At 37.9% G+C, this 19458-nt stretch carries 14 protein-coding genes; 4 read left to right on the top strand and 10 right to left on the bottom strand.

Going from position 1 to position 19458, the window contains the following annotated elements; genetic code table 11:
• Window positions 1–4 precede the first annotated feature (4 nt).
• The 5 genes from EA341_RS14060 to EA341_RS14040 all read right to left on the bottom strand — a co-directional run bounded on the left by EA341_RS14060 (window position 5) and on the right by EA341_RS14040 (window position 4481).
• Window positions 5–556 carry an acyl-CoA thioesterase gene (locus EA341_RS14060; protein ID WP_293015677.1) on the bottom strand — a complete coding sequence of 184 codons (552 nt, stop codon included), beginning with the start codon at window positions 554–556 and terminating at the stop codon, window positions 5–7.
• A 41-nt stretch (window positions 557–597) separates the two neighbouring features.
• Window positions 598–1965, bottom strand: a complete 1368-nt coding sequence (locus EA341_RS14055) for an MATE family efflux transporter (RefSeq protein ID WP_293015675.1) — start codon at window positions 1963–1965, stop codon at window positions 598–600.
• 31 nt (window positions 1966–1996) lie between these two features.
• On the bottom strand, window positions 1997–2536 hold the full coding sequence (locus EA341_RS14050; RefSeq protein ID WP_293015673.1) for an NUDIX hydrolase: 540 nt from the start codon (window positions 2534–2536) through the stop codon (window positions 1997–1999).
• 59 nt (window positions 2537–2595) lie between these two features.
• On the bottom strand, window positions 2596–3078 hold the full coding sequence (locus EA341_RS14045; protein WP_293015672.1) for an Lrp/AsnC family transcriptional regulator: 483 nt from the start codon (window positions 3076–3078) through the stop codon (window positions 2596–2598).
• A 209-nt stretch (window positions 3079–3287) separates the two neighbouring features.
• The gene (locus EA341_RS14040) at window positions 3288–4481 is read right to left on the bottom strand and encodes a tol-pal system protein YbgF (protein WP_293015671.1); all 1194 of its coding nucleotides are present in this window, start codon (window positions 4479–4481) and stop codon (window positions 3288–3290) included.
• A 76-nt stretch (window positions 4482–4557) separates the two neighbouring features.
• On the opposite strand from EA341_RS14040, the gene EA341_RS14035 reads away from it, so the two are divergent.
• Together EA341_RS14035 and EA341_RS14030 are read left to right on the top strand one after the other, a co-directional pair.
• Window positions 4558–5208, top strand: a complete 651-nt coding sequence (locus tag EA341_RS14035) for a sulfate ABC transporter permease (RefSeq protein WP_293015669.1) — start codon at window positions 4558–4560, stop codon at window positions 5206–5208.
• A gap of 221 nt (window positions 5209–5429) precedes the next feature.
• Window positions 5430–7460 carry a M3 family metallopeptidase gene (locus tag EA341_RS14030; RefSeq protein ID WP_293015667.1) on the top strand — a complete coding sequence of 677 codons (2031 nt, stop codon included), beginning with the start codon at window positions 5430–5432 and terminating at the stop codon, window positions 7458–7460.
• Window positions 7461–7500: 40 nt separating this feature from the next.
• Here the strand turns inward: EA341_RS14030 and EA341_RS14025 are convergent, their stop codons facing one another.
• Window positions 7501–8949, bottom strand: coding sequence for an amidohydrolase (locus tag EA341_RS14025; RefSeq protein ID WP_293015665.1), 1449 nt, complete (start codon window positions 8947–8949; stop codon window positions 7501–7503).
• Window positions 8950–9434: 485 nt separating this feature from the next.
• Window positions 9435–10427, bottom strand: a complete 993-nt coding sequence (locus tag EA341_RS14020; RefSeq protein ID WP_293015663.1) for a cation diffusion facilitator family transporter — start codon at window positions 10425–10427, stop codon at window positions 9435–9437.
• A gap of 136 nt (window positions 10428–10563) precedes the next feature.
• On the opposite strand from EA341_RS14020, the gene EA341_RS14015 reads away from it, so the two are divergent.
• Both EA341_RS14015 and EA341_RS14010 read left to right on the top strand, forming a co-directional pair.
• Window positions 10564–11640: an AI-2E family transporter gene (locus EA341_RS14015; protein ID WP_293015661.1), complete on the top strand. Its 1077-nt coding sequence runs from the start codon at window positions 10564–10566 to the stop codon at window positions 11638–11640.
• A gap of 44 nt (window positions 11641–11684) precedes the next feature.
• Complete coding sequence (locus tag EA341_RS14010) at window positions 11685–12575, top strand: tetratricopeptide repeat protein (protein WP_293015659.1); 891 nt, start codon at window positions 11685–11687, stop codon at window positions 12573–12575.
• On the opposite strand, the gene EA341_RS14005 is transcribed toward EA341_RS14010, so the two are convergent.
• From EA341_RS14005 to EA341_RS13995, 3 genes are all read right to left on the bottom strand, one after another.
• Window positions 12563–15610 (bottom strand): ATP-binding protein, encoded by a 3048-nt coding sequence (locus EA341_RS14005; protein WP_293015658.1) that lies wholly within the window; start codon window positions 15608–15610, stop codon window positions 12563–12565. The genes EA341_RS14010 and EA341_RS14005 overlap by 13 nt on opposite strands.
• 137 nt (window positions 15611–15747) lie before the next feature.
• On the bottom strand, window positions 15748–16992 hold the full coding sequence (locus EA341_RS14000) for a porin (protein ID WP_293015657.1): 1245 nt from the start codon (window positions 16990–16992) through the stop codon (window positions 15748–15750).
• Between the two features lie 99 nt (window positions 16993–17091).
• On the bottom strand, window positions 17092–19350 hold the full coding sequence (locus tag EA341_RS13995) for an aconitate hydratase (RefSeq protein ID WP_293015655.1): 2259 nt from the start codon (window positions 19348–19350) through the stop codon (window positions 17092–17094).
• Window positions 19351–19458 lie beyond the last annotated feature (108 nt).

Below are 19458 nucleotides of genomic sequence, written 5' to 3'. Positions count from 1 at the left end.
TTTATTATTCAATAATACATCTTTCGTTTTCAAGAAGTCTTGACATTTCCTCCTTATCCCAACCTTTCTTCATGGTTTCCATTTTTTCAGTATGGTCTTTTTTGAGTTTTTTTCTAAAAATAGCCTGTACAAACCTTCTTACATCTGTTTTGCTTTCCAGTATTAGCTTAGGAACTTGAGTGGGTTTATCGTCATCACCTTTAGCTACCATAGTGAAATAGCATGTATTGGTATGTTTAACACTCCCTGACTTGACATCCTCAGCTATGACTTTTATTCCAATCACCATAGAGCTATTCCCGACGTGATTAACCGAAGCTTTGAGAGAAACTAAATCCCCTACCGCAACGGGCTGTAAAAAATCCACTGTATCCACGGAAACGGTGACGCAATAGGCACCACTATGCTTGCTTGCAGCAGCAAAAGCTACTTTATCCATTAAAGACAGAAGTATCCCTCCATGTATTTTGCCCCCAAAATTAGCATAAGATGGGATCATCAGCTCAGTGATGGTGGTTCGGGAAAATCCCACAGGTTTGGCTTTCTCTTTTTCCATAAATTCTTCGGAAAATAGGAAAGATTGGCAGAATTAAAAAGTCAAGTTACAGGACTGAAGCTACTTTGTTGGGCTTTTAATAATTTATTGCTCAAATAATGGAACCTATACAACAGGAGTATACCTGTCAGGGTCAATCCCGTCAAAAGACCGATCCAAATCCCTACCTCTTCCATACCCCATGAAAAAGCAAATAGATAACCTAATGGTAAGCCGATAACCCAATAAGCTACCAGAGTAACAATAGTAGGAATTTTAACATCAGACATTCCTCTGAGCGCGCCCAAACCCACAACTTGAATACCGTCTGATAATTGAAATAATCCTGCAATAATAAGCAGGGTAGCACTCATTTTAATCACTTCCATATCATCTATGTACAATGATGGCAAGAACTCTCTAAAAGCAATAAAAATGATAGCCGAAATACTCATAAACATCGTAACCATGGCAAAGACAGTAAAACCGGCCTCCCGAAGGCTGATGATATCTTTTCGTCCAAGTTGATTGCCTACCCTGACCATGGCAGCAGCAGATAAGCCTGAAGCCATCATATAACTAATGGAGGCGAGGTTTATTGCAATCTGATGAGCGGCCAAGGCATTAACCCCGATCCAACCCATCATTATGGCTGCAGAACTAAATGCCCCTACCTCAAAAATAAACTGAAAGCCTGTAGGAACACCAATCTTCAGCAACTTAGAAACCATAGGAAAATTGAGGTTCTTGAATCCAAAACTCAACTCAAATGGTTTATAACGTTTGGATTTCCATACATAATAGGCAATTGCCATACCCATAATAACCCGGGAAATCAAGGTTGCCCAACCTGCACCGTTGAGTCCCATAGCAGGTATCCCAAGTTTGCCATATATAAAAATCCAGTTTAGAAATACGTTCAAAGCATTACATAGCAAGGTGATATACATTGCCTGTTTGGTTTGAGATAAGCCTTCAGCAAACTGTTTGAAGGTCTGAAAAAACATAAATGGCAATAAAGACAATGTTATGATCGCTAGATAAGGAATAGCAAGCACTACAACCTCCTTCGGCTGATTGAGAAAATTAAGCATGGGAGAGAAAAAAACAATGATCAAAAAAAGCATGAAACCAGTCAGCATATTGATCACAAAACCGTGGTTGAAAATCCTCGAAATCTTCTTAGGGTTATCATTTCCATCAGCCATCGCCACCAAAGGGGTAATGGCCATAGATACGCCAATCCCAAACATCAATACAACAAAAAATATGCTATTGGCTAGTGAAGCGGCTGCCAAAGGTTCTGCACCCAACCTTCCTACCATCATACTATCTGCAACGCCAACCAGGACCTGACCCAATTGACTCAACATCACTGGATAGGCCAGATAAAAAGTCCTTGAAAAATTGTCTTTAAAATTAAGTATCATCTTCTCTCTCAATACTAGCGTAACAAAATTATCAGAGTTTTTTTATCATTGCTACTTTCAAGAGTCCGGCAACCGATATGGCATCTGTGATTTCACCTTCCATCACTTTACGAACTGCCTCTTTCAAGGGGATTTTAATGATTTGTAATTCTTCTGTCTCTTCAAATTCAGTTTCCCCAAAAGTAAGGTCTTCAGCTAGGTATACGAAAGCCTCTTCATCTGTCACTGAGTTCGAAGTATGCAACCTCATGATATTTGTCCATTTTGTGGCAGATATCCCCGTTTCTTCCTTTAACTCCCTTTTGGCTGACTCCAGAATATCCAATTCCAAAGGTCCTCCACCCATAGGTATCTCCCAAGAATATTCATTTAAAGGATATCGATGCTGACCTACCAACCATGTATTACCTTCTTTATCAACAGGAATAATCCCTAGGGCCTTGTTTTTAAAATGAACTTTACCATAAATACTATCACTTCCACTTGGATTTACTACCTGATGTTCAGTTACTTCAATCCAGGAATTCTGATATTTTACTTGAGTGGATTTAGTTTTCCAGGGGTTTTCCATAATTATGAGCATAAAAAAAGGGTAGCTGACTAGCCACCCTCAATTTAAAATTTTCTAGATTAAGCTGGGATGGGTAATACCTTACTATCCTTAAAAGTAGAAAGAATAACCATTGATTGCATAGAGTCTACCTCTTTGATTTCGGATACCTTTTCAAGCATTAATTTTTGGTATGCAGTTATGTCTTTAGCGATGATCTTCAGGATAAAATCCCCTGTACCTGTGATGTGGTGACACTCGATTACTTCAGGAATCTGATTGATCTCTTTCATAAAGGCATCAATATTTCCTTTGTTGTGGCCTACTAGGCTTACCAAAACAAAAGTACTTACTCCTAGGCCAATTCTTTCCGGATCTAATTTAGCATGGTAGCTTTTGATAATCCCAGACTGCTCCAATTTTTTTACTCTTTCTAGAGTCGGTGCCGGAGAAAGTCCAATATCCTTGGAAAGCTGGGCATTAGTGATTTTTGCGTTGGCTTGTAAGATTTCTAGAATCTTGCGGTCTATTTTGTCGAATTTCACTCTTATGCTATTATCCATGATTGTATTATTTACAAAATTTTATGTTGTGCAAAGTTAATATTTTTTAAAATTGTTTTAAAACAATTACTCACAAAAAACGGAGGAGATTTCGAAATATTGTTATTTGATAAGTCGATTTTACTTAATTTAACAGAGAAATATTTCCAAGTAATTGAATATATTCAAATTATCTCCTGATTTTATAAGAAGCCTACGGAATAATTAGATTAAAGTTTATTCTTTTTGATATAATCTCTAGCCTCTTTGTGCGCAGGGTGTTTTCTCTTCGCATATTTCTTTACTTTGTTGAAATAAGCCTTAGCTGCTTTCTTGTCTTTATCTTCATTTGCCATTTTCCCCAAAGCTATTAGAGAATATAAATAGTAGCCACTTTCTTGACTTTCGGACTCTTCACCATAAGATAAAGTCTTTAAATAATATTTCTTTGCTTCCTCCTTATTGTTGATCCGCTCATGAAATTGTGCAATATAAAATGCCGCGTACCTCCCACTGTTAGATTCATATCCTGTCCACTTTTCGTCGATTCTCTTTAAGATTGCCTCAGAGACTTCCTTGGCTTCTACCACCCTGCCAACTGTATAAAGTTGTCTTGCATAAGACCTATGGAAATAAGGGTTATTAGGATATTTATCATTTAAATACTCTGTGATCGCTAAAGCTTTGTAAGGCTGTTTTTCCTCTGCACCATATAGTCTGAACAGGAAATACTGCGCTTCGACCCTTGCATAGAATGCATTCTGTGCAACATCTTCGAGTTGTTGAAGCCCAAGTGTTTTATCACCCTTCGGGAAAAGTGCAACCACGGGTTTTAAGATTGGATAATTTTCGGGAATCCACACAGAAAAGTAATTAAACAGCGCATCTCCCAATAAAAGCTCTGGATTCAACTCTTCTTCACCTCTACTGAGGTTTAGGTATTTTAAAGCATTTTTACCCGCAAAAGTAGCTTTGGTCCAGCTCTTCCTCTCACTCAGTAACCTTCCCTGAAAACCATATGCTCCTGCCAAGAAAAATGCCGCCTCTTTATTTTCAGGATCATCGTCCAGCACCTTCTTAGCCTTGTCAATAACAATATCCATCTGATTCAAAAAGCGATTATCGAATTTTTTATTTTCAATATCGGGTGCAATTTTCCACCAGGTACTCAATCCATTCAAAAAATAGGGAAGTGGATGATCTGGGTATTGATATTGTATGACTCTAAAACCTCTTTCCGCCTTTTCAAAATCAAAGTTGTAGAGTGCATTCACATTTTCCGTTATCCTAAACTGTAGCCCTTTGTCCAATAATAGATAGGGGTTAGCCTCTGCTGTAATATCATCCAGAGGAGGCTCCTGCGCTTTTGCAAGTAAGCTGGATCCTACCATTAAATGGATAAGTAAGAATAAGGTTCTCAACATATAAATTTCAATTATCGGGCAAAACTATAGCCAATTCCAAACAATAATTTAGATTTACCAATATTTATTTAGAAACATGCCAAAATCGCAAAGCCCAACTTCTCAACGAATAGAATCCTTTTTAGATTTCGACAAACGGGTGTTTTTTTTGATTCTTGTAATATTATTTTTGACAGTAAGGATTATTACTAACGATATCATTATCAAATCAATTCCAGGATACGAAGAGCTAGAGGCAGACGGTGCCTTCTCCTATATGCATATTTTCAATACTCTAAACTACATTTGGACTCCGTTTTCCCTACTCTGGAAATTTACGTTGACCGCATTTGTGATCTGGACAGGTGCTTTTACTTTTGGATATAAGGTATCTTTCAAAGTGCTTTGGAAATATGTTATGGTGGCCGAATTGGTTTTCCTTTTTCCTGAAATCATTAGGATGCTTATTTTTATCAGTCCTTCCGAAAATACTTCCTATCTCGAAATCAAAAATTTTTACCCATTATCTTTATACCAGCTTTTTGATCAAGATGCAATTGCTGACAAATACAGATACCCCCTCCAAGCCCTGAATCTGTTTGAATTTCTCTATATAATTCTTTTGATACTGGGCTTCCATACCATTAGCAACAGACCTATAAAAGCATCTACATTTGTAATTATTGGAAGTTATTTGGTGGTATTTTTACTGTGGCTACTTTTTTATATCATGGTTTACAGAAATTAAATATCCAGGAGAGAAATGAATTTTCATAAATCCTTTTGATAATCTGACCTATTAAGCCCTTAATAGTGTTCATATTTTGTATTCACTTAGAAAACTGGGTTTACACGATTAATTAATTCCTGATAAAGAAATATGATCTACACTTTCCCAAACTTCAAATAGAGTATAAGTTCCTTAAATTTGTCATCATAACTTTGAGACAGTCATTAAAATTATAATAAATGAATCCATTATTAGAGAAATTTTCAACTCCCTTTGATACCCCTCCTTTTGATAAAATCAAAAACGAACACTTTCTTCCTGCCATTCAGGAATGCATCAAAGCAGCCAAAAAAGATATAGCTCAAATAAAAAAGGTTGGTTTACCTACTTTCGAAAACACCATTGTTGCATTGGATAATGCAGGAGAAAGGCTGAATGTAGTCTCCTCTGTCTTTTTCAATCTCAACAGTGCGGAAACCAATGCTGAAATCCAACAATTGGCTCAAGAAATTTCCCCTTTGCTTACAGCTTATGGAAATGATATTCTGTTGGACCAAGAGCTTTTCAATTCCATTGAACAGGTATATGTGCAAAAGGAGGACTTGAATTTAAGCCCGGAGCAAATGACACTCCTGGAAAAAACTTACAAGACCTTTATCAGAAATGGTGCTAACCTTAGCGACGAACAAAAAACTAAGTTGCGGGAAATCGATAGAAGTTTATCAAAACTGAGCCTGACATTTGGAGAAAATGTCTTGGCAGAAACAAACAAGTATGAGCTTTTGATAGCTGATGAATCTAAAATTGACGGTCTTCCTGAGGATATTCGGGAAGCGGCTGCACAGACAGCAGAAGAAAAAGGCAAGGGTGGAAAATGGATGTTTACTTTGGCGTTCCCAAGCTACATTCCATTTATGACTTACATCAAGGACCGGGAACTGCGAAAGGAGCTTTTTATTGCCTACAATACTAAAGCCTGTAAAGGGGATAACTTAGATAATAAAAATAATATCCAAGAAATGTTGAGGCTCAAAAACGAAAGGGCCAATCTCCTTGGATATAAAAGTCATGCTGACTTTGTTCTTGAAGAAAGAATGGCCAAGAGTGCATCAAAAGTGATGGTTTTTTTAGAGGAATTACTTGAAAAAGCAAAACCCAAGGCTCAAGAAGAAATTCGGGAATTGACTGCTTTCGCATTTGAGTTAGACGGATTGGAAAAACTGGAAAAGTGGGATTTGGCATTTTATGCTGAAAAACTCAAAAAGAAGAAATATGCAATAGATGATGAATTATTGCGTCCTTATTTCAAATTGGAAAATGTGGTGAATGGTGTGTTTCAAACAGCAGAGATATTATTTGGAATCAAGTTAAAGCAAAACAATAAAATACCAAAATACCACCCTGATGTAACCACATATGAAGTATTGGATGCAAATAACAACCATGTTGCGGTATTCTATGCGGATTTTTTTCCTAGGCCCGGAAAGAGAACCGGTGCTTGGATGACAAGCTATCGTGGTCAGAAGACCGTCAATGGAAATGAAATCCGACCTCATGTCTCTATAGTATGTAACTTCACCAAGCCAACCAAGACCAAGCCATCACTTCTGACATTTAATGAAGTTACAACACTTTTTCATGAATTTGGACACGCCCTTCACGGCATGCTGGCAAAAGGAAATTACGAGTCCCTGACTGGGACAAGCGTATATTGGGATTTTGTGGAACTGCCTTCCCAGATTTTAGAAAACTGGTGTTATGAAAAGGAATGCCTTGACCTCTTTGCAAAACATTATGAAACAGGGGAAAAGATTCCGGAAGATTTGGTTTTAAAGATCAAACAAGCCTCTAATTTCCATCAAGGTTATCAAACTGTAAGACAGATCAGCTTAGGTTTATTAGACATGGCCTTTCATGGAACAGATCCCGAAAAAATAAAAGATATACCTGAATTTGAAATGGAAATAATGAGTAAGACCAAACTGCTTCCTGAAGTAGAGGGCACTATGATGAGCACTTCATTTTCCCACATATTTCAGGGGGGGTATGCTGCGGGTTATTATAGCTACAAATGGGCTGAAGTTTTAGATGCAGACGCATTTGAGTTGTTTTTGGAAAAAGGAGTTTTTGACAAAGAAACGGCAAAGTCCTTCCATGAAAATATACTTGCTGCCGGAGGCACTGAACACCCATCCATACTGTATAAAAGGTTTAGGGGTCGAGAACCACAACCAGAAGCCTTGCTTAAAAGGGCAGGACTTGTTTCCTAAAAAAAAGCCTCTGATTGATTTCAGAGGCTTTTTTTCTTGCTTACTTGACTTTATTTTGAGCTTTTCTAAAATCCAAAGGAGGATCTATATCTCCTATTAATGCTTCATAAACATAACCGTCCAACCTTTCGTCAAACTCCTTTTTAGCTTCTTTGATCAATAGTGGATTAAGGATAAGGTCTTTTCCGGTAAGCGCCATTGTTTTGGCAGCCACCATCATCCCTTTATACCCTATACTCATGCCATCTGCAGCGGTGGCTTGCCAAGTATGGGCCGCAGTACCAGGAACCCAAGTGGCAGTACCCAAACCCACCGTCGGGGTAACATAACTGACATCTCCAACGTCTGTGGAAGCTGGAAAATGATTTAACCTGTAAGGTTGAATTTCTTTGGCGATTGAAAGTGATGGTACCTTGGGAGAGTTTAAGGTTTCCTGAATTTTTCTTGCAAACTCTATCTCTTCTTCATCATACTCTACTCCACCTACTGCAGACAGATTTTTATGCATGGTTTTGGCTAAAGTTTCATTAGGAAGAAGTCCATAAATACCAGATACCAATTCAACTTCCACTTCTGTTCCGGTACCCATAGCAGCACCCTCAGATGCTTTTATTACCCTTTGCCAAATGTCTTTTACTTCTTTGACATCAGGATGCCTTACCATGTATTCAACCACTGCATAGTCAGGAACTACATTGGCGGCCATACCACCATTCACAATGACATAATGTATGCGGCTTTCCTGATCCACATGTTCTCTCATCATGTTCACCATCATATTCATGGCTTCTACCCCATCAAGAGCAGATCTTCCGCGCTCCGGAGAGCCCGCAGCATGCGCAGATTGTCCTCGAAACTTAAAATACCCCTGCATTACAGCAGTACAAGTAGATGCATTGGCAGAATTTCTGTCCGAAGGGTGCCAATTAATCACCGCATCAACTCCCTCAAAAAGACCTTCTCTTACCATAAAAGCTTTCCCGGCACCACCTTCTTCAGCCGGAGTACCAAATATTTTGATGGTTGCTTGAATATTATTTTCATCTATCCACTCTTTCAAAGCCACACCTGAAGCTACCACAGCTGTTCCAAACAGGTTGTGTCCGCAACCATGACCATTACCTCCTTCTACCAATTCCATTCTGAATGGCACAGCATCTTGGGACAAGCCAGGTAACGCATCATATTCAGCTAAAAAACCTATTACAGGGCCTCCTTTATCGTATGTCGCGACAAAGGAAGTAGGCAAACCGGCTACTCCTATTTCTACATCAAATCCAGAAGACTTAAGTTCGTCTATAAGTATTTCAGAAGAAATATATTCCAGATAACCGAGTTCGGGATTTTCCCAAATTTCCCTTGCTATTTTACTATACTTTTCGGTATTGGAGTCCAGTTGACGGACAATGAAGGACTCGTGATTGGTCTCTTGAGCATTTCCTTGAAAAAATATTCCAAGAGTCAAGATGAGCGTAATTAATTTTTTCATAGAATTAGATTTTGTTTTTTAGATGCCATTACTTTTTAGTACCAAAGTTCGGGATATACTGTCTCAACTATCATTCTTTTCTTTGATTTTTCCATGTCTGATTTTAGTAAATCATTGCCAAATAATTTGTATTTATTAATACTTTAAAAATAAGATAAGCAATTCTTAAATAAAAATAGAATAATCAATTGTAATGACCGTTAAAAGAAAAAAGGATATGTTTTTACATATCCCTTTTTAAAACCTTAATCCATTTGAAAAGCATTAGCTGTTGTTAACAACATGTGCACTCGCTTGGGACCCATGTCAGATCACAATGAGAAACCCAACAAGGATCAACCACACTACTGACGATACTGCCAGTAAAATCCGGAATTTTTTGTCCTCGTTCATAGCTGTTTTTTTGATGAATATACAAACTATTCTGTTTGAATTCAATTCATGTCGTTATTATTTTGAAAAAACACACATACCCAAAGAACAATTTACTCAATCAGTTCATGGTAGTGTTTTTGATTTTTTGACATATTTATTGCCGTCCACTCTATTTTTTTATTCATCGGATATTTTCGTACTCCACAATCTTTGATTTGACAATAGTGACAACATTTATCAGGAATGCAGGGATCAGAGTGGACAAATACTTCCATTACTCCGGGCCAATGGTTTTCCAAAACAGATTCTAGCTTTTCAACTTCATCATGTACTTCCTGCAAGCTTAAATAATACGGCAATGTCAAATGAAGGTCTATATGCCTATCCCCCCCATATTGTTGTACCCTCATATTATGAATATCTATCCAATTGGATCTTCTATTCATATTGATCAAATCCACAGTGGAAGTAACAGCAACAGGATCCGCTTCATCCATCAAACCTGCTACGGATCTTCTTACCAAACCATATCCTGAATAAATAATATAAAATGAAAAAAGTACTGCAATTACCGAATCCAAAAATTCATAATCTGTTAGATAAATAACCCCTACACCCAAGACCAACAATAAACTCGTCATGGTATCAGTAAGCAAATGTTTCCCGCTCGCCTCTAGAGTAAGACTATTGAGTTGTTTCCCTTTCTTTTGCAATAACAACCCAAAAACACCATTGACAAGACCTGAAAATGTGACCAATAAAATTCCCTCAAAAAGATTTTCGAGATCATTTGGGAAAAAGAAATTGTAAACTGCCTGATAGATAATAAAGACGCCTGCAAGGATGATTAATGTTCCCTCCACACCTGCACTGAAAAATTCAATTTTTCCATGCCCATAAGGGTGGTTATCATCCCTTGGTCTGGAACTTAAGTAAATACTGAAAGAGGCAAACGCCGCCGCAACAACATTGACTATGCTTTCCAATGCATCTGTCAAAATAGCTGTAGAATTGGTAATGTAATAAGAGTAAAATTTCACTCCCAGCAACACTATACTGATGATAAATGAAAGTTTAATCCAGTGTGCTTTTTCTTTTTCCACAATTTTACTTTAAGATTCAAAAATAGAATTTATTTCATACAATTTTTTTTGAATGCTTATTAATTAGCTTTCAATCTTATAACTTACTGTTTGATATATAAATTCAATTTTCAGAGATCGGCTAACTTTTATAAACATGGACCAGAAAAAACTCATTTTGCCAAATTATCTTAAAATTCTCGCAATACTTTTTTTGATAATTGCGATTGTATTTATAATGGTTGTTGGAAGAAATTTACTAATTCCATTATTGCTCGCTGGGTATATTTCTGCATTGCTGACTCCGATAAGTGATTGGCTTGAAACAAAAAAATTCTCCAGAACATCTAGTTCCATTGTTGCTTTACTTACCGGCCTCATAGGAATACTAGGTTTGTTGACATTTATAGGATTTCAGGTAGCCAGTTTTACCAGAGATTTAGATAATGTCGGTGACAAGCTCAATGATTATCTGGAGGATATCGAATCATTTATTTCAGATAAACTACAGATTGAAACCGGTTTGGGGAGAGGAATAGACAAAGAGTCTATTATTGACCTGCTTGAAACCAACTCAGGCAGTATTGCAGACATAATTTTCAGCACATTAGGTTCACTTACCACATTTTTACTTTTGACTGTGTTTATATTCTTTTTCTTGCTGTTCAGATCGCATCTTACTCAATTTGTGGCCATGATTTTTCATAATCACGATCCAAAGGAGGTCAAAGCCGAAATCAAAGAATTGAAAAAGGTTGTCCAAAAGTACATCATTGGCGTATTTAAAGTAATGGCTATTCTTGCTGTAGTTAATACGGCTATCTTGTTTGGTTTAGGCATCAAGCACGCTGTATTTTTCGGAGTTTTTGCAGGAATATTAAACATTATCCCTTTTCTCGGCCCATTCTTAGGGGCCATACTACCCACAATTTTTGCATTTTTGACAAAGGATAGCCTCTGGTACCCAATTGGGGTTGTCATCTCCTTTCAAATCATACAGTTAATAGAAAGTAATTTCCTTACACCGAAAATTGTAGGAAGTAATGTCAATCTAAATGCTTTTATCACATTCTTAGGGTTGATGGTTGGATCAGCAATCTGGGGGATAGCAGGTATGATTGTCATCATTCCTACTTTAGCTTTACTTAGAGAAATTTTCACCTTGGATGAATCAACCAAGCCCTTTGCGTTGTTATTCGGAGAAGAAGAAGAAATAGAAAAAAAGAAAACATGAAGTCGTCCATACATTCCATTATATTAATAATCTTTAGCTTATTTATGATTTTATCCTGTGATAATACAGAAGATAAAAAAGGAAGGTTTTTTCTTAAGGGAAATGAAAAAATGAAAGAAAATGATACAAAATCTGCATTGGATTTTTACACCGAAGCACTCAAGATAGACCCCGATTACAAAGATGCAAGGTACAATAGAGGGATAGTTTACCTACGTCTTTCCAGGCTGGATGAAGCTATCAAAGACTTTTCCCATATTATTGGCAATACTCCAAATGACAGCCTTGCATTGTTTCAGAGAGGTTTAGCTTATTTGGACAATGGAGAGTTTTACAAATCATTGGCAGATGCCGAGAAATTGACAGATCAGTTTCCGGAAAACTGGCAAAGTCATTTTCTCCATGGGATTGTATTAGATCAGTTCAAAAATTATGGAGAAGCATTGAGGGCTTTTGAAAAAGGGTTGGCTTTGGATCCTTCCAATCCAGATCTCTTGGTCAACAAGGCAACTCTATTGTTCTATGCTAAGGAATATGAAGAAGCCACCCAAATATTGAAAGAAGCTGAAACACTGAATCCCACAGAGGCTAATATTTTCAACCTGAGATCTATGATTTCATTTGAAGAAGGAGATTTCGCCGGAGCTTTGGATTGGGTAGACAAAGCCATATCTCTAAACCCTAGACAAGCCTATTATTACAATAATAGAGGCCTGTATAAACTCTACACAGAACAGTTGGATGCTGGACTTGAAGATATTAATTATAGCCTCAAGCAAAACCCGAAAAATTTATTTGCTCTTCGGAATAAAGGCATATACTATGTTATGAAATCACAACCAGAATTGGCATTACGGTACCTTGAAGAGGTTTATCAGAAGGATCCCGAAATGGAGTTGGTAAAAGATTATTTAGATAAAGCTCAAGCACTCTGAGAAATAATATTGAGCACTTCTTTAATCTTCCTAAGTAATTCAGAAGCATCTATCGGCTTTGCTACAAAACCGGTAAATCCTACTTGATCAATTTTGTCCATAACTTCCACTTTGTCTGCAGCCGATAGAGCCAAAATAGGAACGGCAGAAAACTCCTTTATCTTTTCCGTTGCTTCAAAGCCATTCATTACTGGCATTTGTATATCCATCAGAACACAATCAAATTCACCTTGCTGCATTGCCTCAACTGCCAATTTGCCATTATTTACCCTTTCGTATTGAATACCCCACTTTTTGATGATCTTACCTAAAACCAAAGCATTTACATCATTGTCTTCTACCATCAGCAACCTAACTTCTGAAAGGGATGCGGGGCCTTTTTTACCTTGTTTAGAATCTCTATTTACTAACTGATCAGAATCTGAGCTTGTATACTTACCATTAGAACTGACGGGGATATCTGTAGTGGGCTTAACTTGCACTTCATTCTGCTGAATATATACTTTTTCAAATTCTATTTCGAAGAAGAATGATGAGCCAACATTAATCTCAGATTGCAAGTCGATCTTACTTTCCATCAAGTCCAGTAGTTTCTTGGTTATGGACAAGCCTAATCCAGTTCCTCCATATTTTTTGCTAAAAGAATGCTGAATCTGATCAAATTCATTGAAAATCCTAGCCTTATGTTCTTCTGCTATTCCGATACCGTTATCCCGTACTTCGAAATAGACTTTAACTTTAGAATCAGACTGTGACTTAAGCTCCAAAAGGACATCAACATTTCCATTCTTTGTAAATTTCAAGGCGTTTGAAATAAGATTATTCAAAACCTGGGCAATCCTAACTTTATCGCCTTTGACTTCCAAATCCAAATCGTCCTTAATCTTCAATTGAAGTTGGTTTCCACTGTCTTTAGCATGGAATTGTAACCCATCTACCACGCTTTTAACGACGGCACCAAGGCTCATTGGACTATTTTCCAAAGTCAATTTTCCCGCTTCTATTTTTTGGAAATCCAAGAGATCATTGATCATGGTGATTAGATTCTCTACTGCAAAATTAATGGTATTGAAAGCGGACTTTTGAACAGGTGTATGGTCATCCTGAAGCAGGGAGTAAACAGAACCTGAAATGGCATTTAAAGGAGTGCGCAATTCATGACTTATAATGGAGAGAAACTCTGATTTTACTTGGCTGGCTTTCATTGCTTCTTCTCTAGCATTATGCAGCCTGTCTTCAAACATTTTTTGGTCTGTGATATCAGTGAGGTATCCATACCAAACAACATCCCCGTTCTCGAGTAATTCTGGTTTTGCAGCGCCTTGCACCCATTTGAAGTCAGTGGTGCCAAGTTCCTGAATTCTGAATTTACACGTCCAAGGGCTAAGCTTCCTCGCTGAAGCTACAGTTGAAGTAAGTACTTGGGCAATATCCTCCGGGTGAACTTTTGAAATTGCTTTGCCTACATCATTAAACTCTGTGAATTCTGTCTCACCCAAGTCCAATAGATTTTTTATACCGGGACTTAGGTAGGAAAACTTCATCTCTCCTTCTTTGTCCAATACAAATTGATAAAGTGCTCCAGGAATATGTTCTGTAAGGTGATGAAGGAAATCAGATGGATCAGAAGATGCTTGAATAGGTAGTTCTCTTCCTGTAATATCCCTAAAAATAGACACCACCAATGTTTGCCCCTGAATCTGTATAAACTTAGCGTTTACCTCTGCTTCCATTTCTTTACCTGAAGAATTGATCACCGCACTTTGGTAAACTTTACTCCCGGAAGAAGTCAGCTGTTCAACATGGGAATCCCATATTTCTTTATCTGCCAAGATGGGCTCAAATCCTGATATTTTATTGGGAAATGTAATCTGACCATCAGGAGCAAACTTACTCCTCGCAGCTTGATTGGAGTAAATGATTTTACCTGAAAGATCTGAAATAATCATAGGATCAGGGCTGAGATAAAACAATTCACGATAGACATCAAGCTTGTTTTGTTCCTCAAAAGATGCTGTAATGTCTTGGATAGTCCCAAACAACCTTGTGTGCCTATTTTGCTCTTGATTGGTTTGGCCTATTAACTTCACCCATTTGGATCGTGATCCTTCAACAGGCACCTCAAGTATCAATTCTATCCCTTTTCCTGTAGCCATCATTTCAGAAAGAGCCTCTTTTAATATTGGTCTATCAGAGTCTTGAAATATTTTGATCATTTCTTCCAAGGTCAATTCTCCCTCATTTTGCACCGCTAAAAGTCGCTTGAGAGAATCTGTTAGCGAAACAGTATTTGATTGGGTAGAAATCTCAAAAAATCCAAGGTCAGTGACTTCTTCACATAAAGCATAAAAATCATTTAAATTTTCTCTTTGTATAAGTTCTGATTTGAATTCCGTAACATCTCTGCCCATTGCATAGAACTTGCCTACAATAAAATGGACATGGAATTCAAACCATCTGTAATCTCCTCCTTTAGTCAATAGTCGAGCTGTAAACTGACTGTTTTTTCTTTCTTGCCTGATATCAAAAGTAAGTGATCTGACGTGCTCAATATCATCTGGGTGAAAATAACTGCAGAGTTCAATATTAATTATTTCTTCAGGAGAATAGCCAAGCATCGGTTTGATCGAATTACTTACCCAAGTCAGGTATGTTTCCTGGCCAATCGCTATCAGGTCTACTGTATTTCTAAAAAAATACTGAGAATCCTTTTTGGTAGGCAGCCCTTGCCCTCTCATTTCTTTTCCCTTATAAAATAAAAAGTAATTGGAGGCATTTTCCTGAGGCAGTTCTAGAAAAAATGTATATTCTACGCCCATAAAGTTTAGAATCATCTCTTCATTAAAAATATAGGAGTTGATGTCCAAACCTAAACCAACAAGGCTTTTTTCATCCAAAAACTGCCCAATCAGATTTTCAAATGCCTGATTGCTGTAAAAGATATTATACGGATAAGTATCATCCGCCAAAAAAACCATCTCACTGGACTCGTAAATGATTTTTTTAAAAGTACTGTTAATACCTCTCTCTTTCATTGAAGGCAGTTTATAAGTTTACAATTTGGAAAATTGAATAGGGTGATTCAAAATTAATACTGCGTAAACATACAGTAAATTGTTTTTTATAACAAATAATTTGCTGTTAAAATTAACATTTTTGTTTTTTGTCAAATTCAAATTCCAAATTCAACCTGAAACATACCGGTCCACGAATTCCCCGTATTTTCAAATTTAGCCAATCCCTCAAGCCATTTGTACCCAAGGTTCGCCTGAACTTTGATCCGATGCCCATTGACATAGTGGGTAAATCCTACTAAAGCTTCGTCCACACGCTGTTGAAATTCGCTGATTTGCACATTCGGAGTCACTTTTGAATACCGAACTGCAAGCTCATTCTTGCGATCCAACATTTTACTGACTTGGGAGTTTAAGCCCCAACCCACGAATACATACCGGATATCTCCCTGTTCATTGCTGGTAACGGGATCAACAGACGATCTATGTAGGTATTCTCCCATTACAGCCCAACCAAGGTGTTTATATATCCCATCTACAATAAAGCTATTCATATTTCGGGGATCAAACAACTCCTGCCCTAACTGTCCTCCAGTTCTAGTAGCTTTTTGATTATCAGAATAAGTAAGCCCTAAAGCTAACTTTGGTTTGGGTTCGAATTCAAAATCACCTTCTGAATAGTCTCCGCTATTGGTAAACCTTCCAAATGGTAAAAATTCAACTCTTCCAGTGTATGCCAAACCATCATTTATAGCAGAAGCATTCCTTCCATCCCCAGTTGAAATTACGCCTTTTAACTGTAAAATAGATTGATTTTTAAAAGGAATTGTTTTATATAGAAAAATCCCGAAATCCCTGTCTAGGGTGAAAATAGCATTGGCTGTTGATCTATCCGCAAATTGGAGGTTACCAGAACTGATTACCCGCTGTCTATTCCCCGGCAACTTGGATTGACCAAAACCTACATAAAGATTTTCATTGATAAAGTAATACAAAATGGCATCTCTAATAGGTTGTGCCACTACACTTGTTTCCAAATCCAGATCTGCTTTTGAAAAAGCCAATTGAATATAGTATTGGAACCTTGGATTACCGACAAACCCGTCGAATCTCAACCTCAACCTCCTAACGCGCATTTCATATTCGCTTACCTCAAATGCATCTCCTTCTAAAGTATTAAAACCAGCCCTGTTTTGCATCCTGAATCTCAGGTTCATCAAAAATAGTGAGTCTTTGGAAAAACTGATACCTTCACTTTCCCCTACATTCAATAAAGCCCGTTCATCAGACTCCACCGTTTGACTAAAAATAGTATGCGGTGCGGAAAATGAAAAAAATAGAATTATCCAAAAAAAGGATATCCTTAAATTGTCATAGTCCATAGAAAATATATTGTTCAACATTTTCGATTAATTGGAGCTAAAGTTAAACTAATTTCTAAAAAAAAAGTCAAGTGGATAGGTCCACCTGACTTTTTAAATAAAATACTTTTCTTAGCTAAATTAAGCTGTTTTGATCATATTCAAAGCTGAACCAGCCTTGAACCATTCGATCTGACCTGCATTATAGGTATGATTCACTTTGATCTCATCTTTACTTCCATCTGCATGATTTAAAACCACTGTCAATGGCAATCCTGGCTTAAAAGTAGTCAAGCCAACGATATCAATTTTATCATCCTCCTGTACGAGATCATAATCTGCTGGATTGTCAAAAGTCAAAGCAAGCATCCCTTGTTTCTTAAGATTGGTTTCATGGATTCTGGCAAAAGACTTTACCAAGATAGCCCTTACACCAAGGAACCTAGGCTCCATAGCCGCATGCTCTCTCGAAGAACCTTCTCCATAGTTTTCATCACCGACTACTATAGATCCTACACCATGAAGTTTGTACTGTCTTTGAACTGTAGGTACCTCAGCATACTCGCCCGTAAGTTGATTTTTAACCTGGTTGGTCTGTTCATTGTAAGAGTTTACTGCACCGATCAACATGTTATTAGAAATATTATCCAAATGCCCTCTAAATCTCAACCATGGGCCAGCCATAGAAATATGGTCTGTGGTACATTTCCCTTTTGCCTTGATCAATAATTTTAAACCAGTCAAATCTGTCCCCTCCCAAGGTGAAAATGGCTCAAGCAATTGGAGTCTTTCAGATTTAGCATCAACTATGACTTCTACCTTAGATCCATCCTCGGCTGGAGCCTGGTAGCCAGCATCTTCTACCGCAAAACCCTTAGTAGGCATTTCCAAACCAGCTGGTTCATCCAGTTTAACCTGCTTACCATCCTCGTTAGTCAGGGTATCGGTCATAGGGTTGAAAGTCAAATCGCCGGCAATTGCCATTGCGGTCACCAATTCTGGAGAAGCTACAAAAGAATGCGTATTTGGATTACCATCAGCTCTTTTAGCAAAGTTCCTGTTGAATGAGGTAATAATCGAGTTCTTCTCTTGCTTTTCAGCACCATGTCTGGCCCATTGACCAATACAAGGTCCACAGGCATTGGCTAAAACCACCCCGCCCATTTTTCCAAAAGTATCCAAAAACCCATCTCTGTCTACAGTAAACCTAACGAGCTCTGAACCTGGAGTAATGGTATATTCTGATTTAGCGACAAGTTTTTTATCGACTGCCTGTTGCGCCAAAGAGGCTGCTCTGGAAATATCTTCGTAAGAGGAGTTGGTACAGGAACCTATAAGCCCAACTTCCAATTTTGCCGGCCAACCATTCTCTTTCACCGCAGCTGCAAATTTAGACAAAGGCCAAGCCAAATCCGGAGTAAATGGACCGTTAATATGTGGTTCCAATTCGGATAGATTGATTTCGATTACCTGATCAAAGTATTTTTCAGGCTGAGCATAAACTTCAGCATCTCCATTAAGGTGTTCTTTGATACCATTTGCCATATCGGCAATATCTCCTCTTTCAGTACCTCTAAGGTAAGCTTCGGATTTTTCGTCATATCCAAAAATAGAAGTCGTCGCCCCTATTTCGGCTCCCATATTACAGATGGTTCCTTTTCCCGTAGCAGAAAGAGAGTTAGCTCCTTCTCCGAAATATTCGACCACTGCACCTGTTCCACCTTTTACAGTAAGGATTCCAGCAACTTTAAGGATAACATCTTTTGCTGCGGTCCATCCTGATAATTTACCCGTCAATTTTACACCTATCAGTTTTGGGAATTTTAGTTCCCAAGGTAATCCGGCCATGACATCACATGCATCTGCACCACCTACTCCAATAGCTATCATCCCCAATCCACCGGCATTTGGTGTATGTGAATCTGTACCAATCATCATTCCTCCCGGAAATGCATAATTTTCCAGTACAACTTGATGAATGATACCTGCTCCAGGCTTCCAGAAACCGATACCGTATTTATTGGACACAGATGAAAGGAAGTCATAAACCTCTCTGTTTTTATCTTTTGCTTTGCTCAAATCTGCAGTTGCACCTACTTCAGCTTGTATAAGGTGATCGCAGTGCACAGTTGAAGGAACTGCCACTTGGCTTCTGCCAGCTTGCATAAATTGTAAAAGGGCCATTTGTGCAGTAGCGTCTTGCATGGCAACCCTGTCAGGATTAAAATCTACGTAAGAAACACCTCTTTCGTAAGCCTGATTGGCCTCGCCTTGGGCCAAATGTCCGTAGAGTATTTTTTCGGTCAGCGTAAGTGGTCTTCCCACTGCCTTTCTCGCAGCTGCTATCCGCTCAGGAAACTTAGCATACACTGCCTTGATCATTTCTATATCAAATGCCATTTGGAATTGAATTTATTAAATGTTGAAAAGAATTTCTAAACAAACCGCAAAGATAAAAATATAGGCCAATATTGGAAGTGATAACCCTTTCAACGGTGGTATTTATAC

The organism is Mongoliibacter sp. (assembly GCF_007692705.1).
In the GTDB taxonomy this organism is placed as follows: domain Bacteria; phylum Bacteroidota; class Bacteroidia; order Cytophagales; family Cyclobacteriaceae; genus Mongoliibacter.
This window is presented reverse-complemented; position numbering and strand designations above follow the sequence as displayed.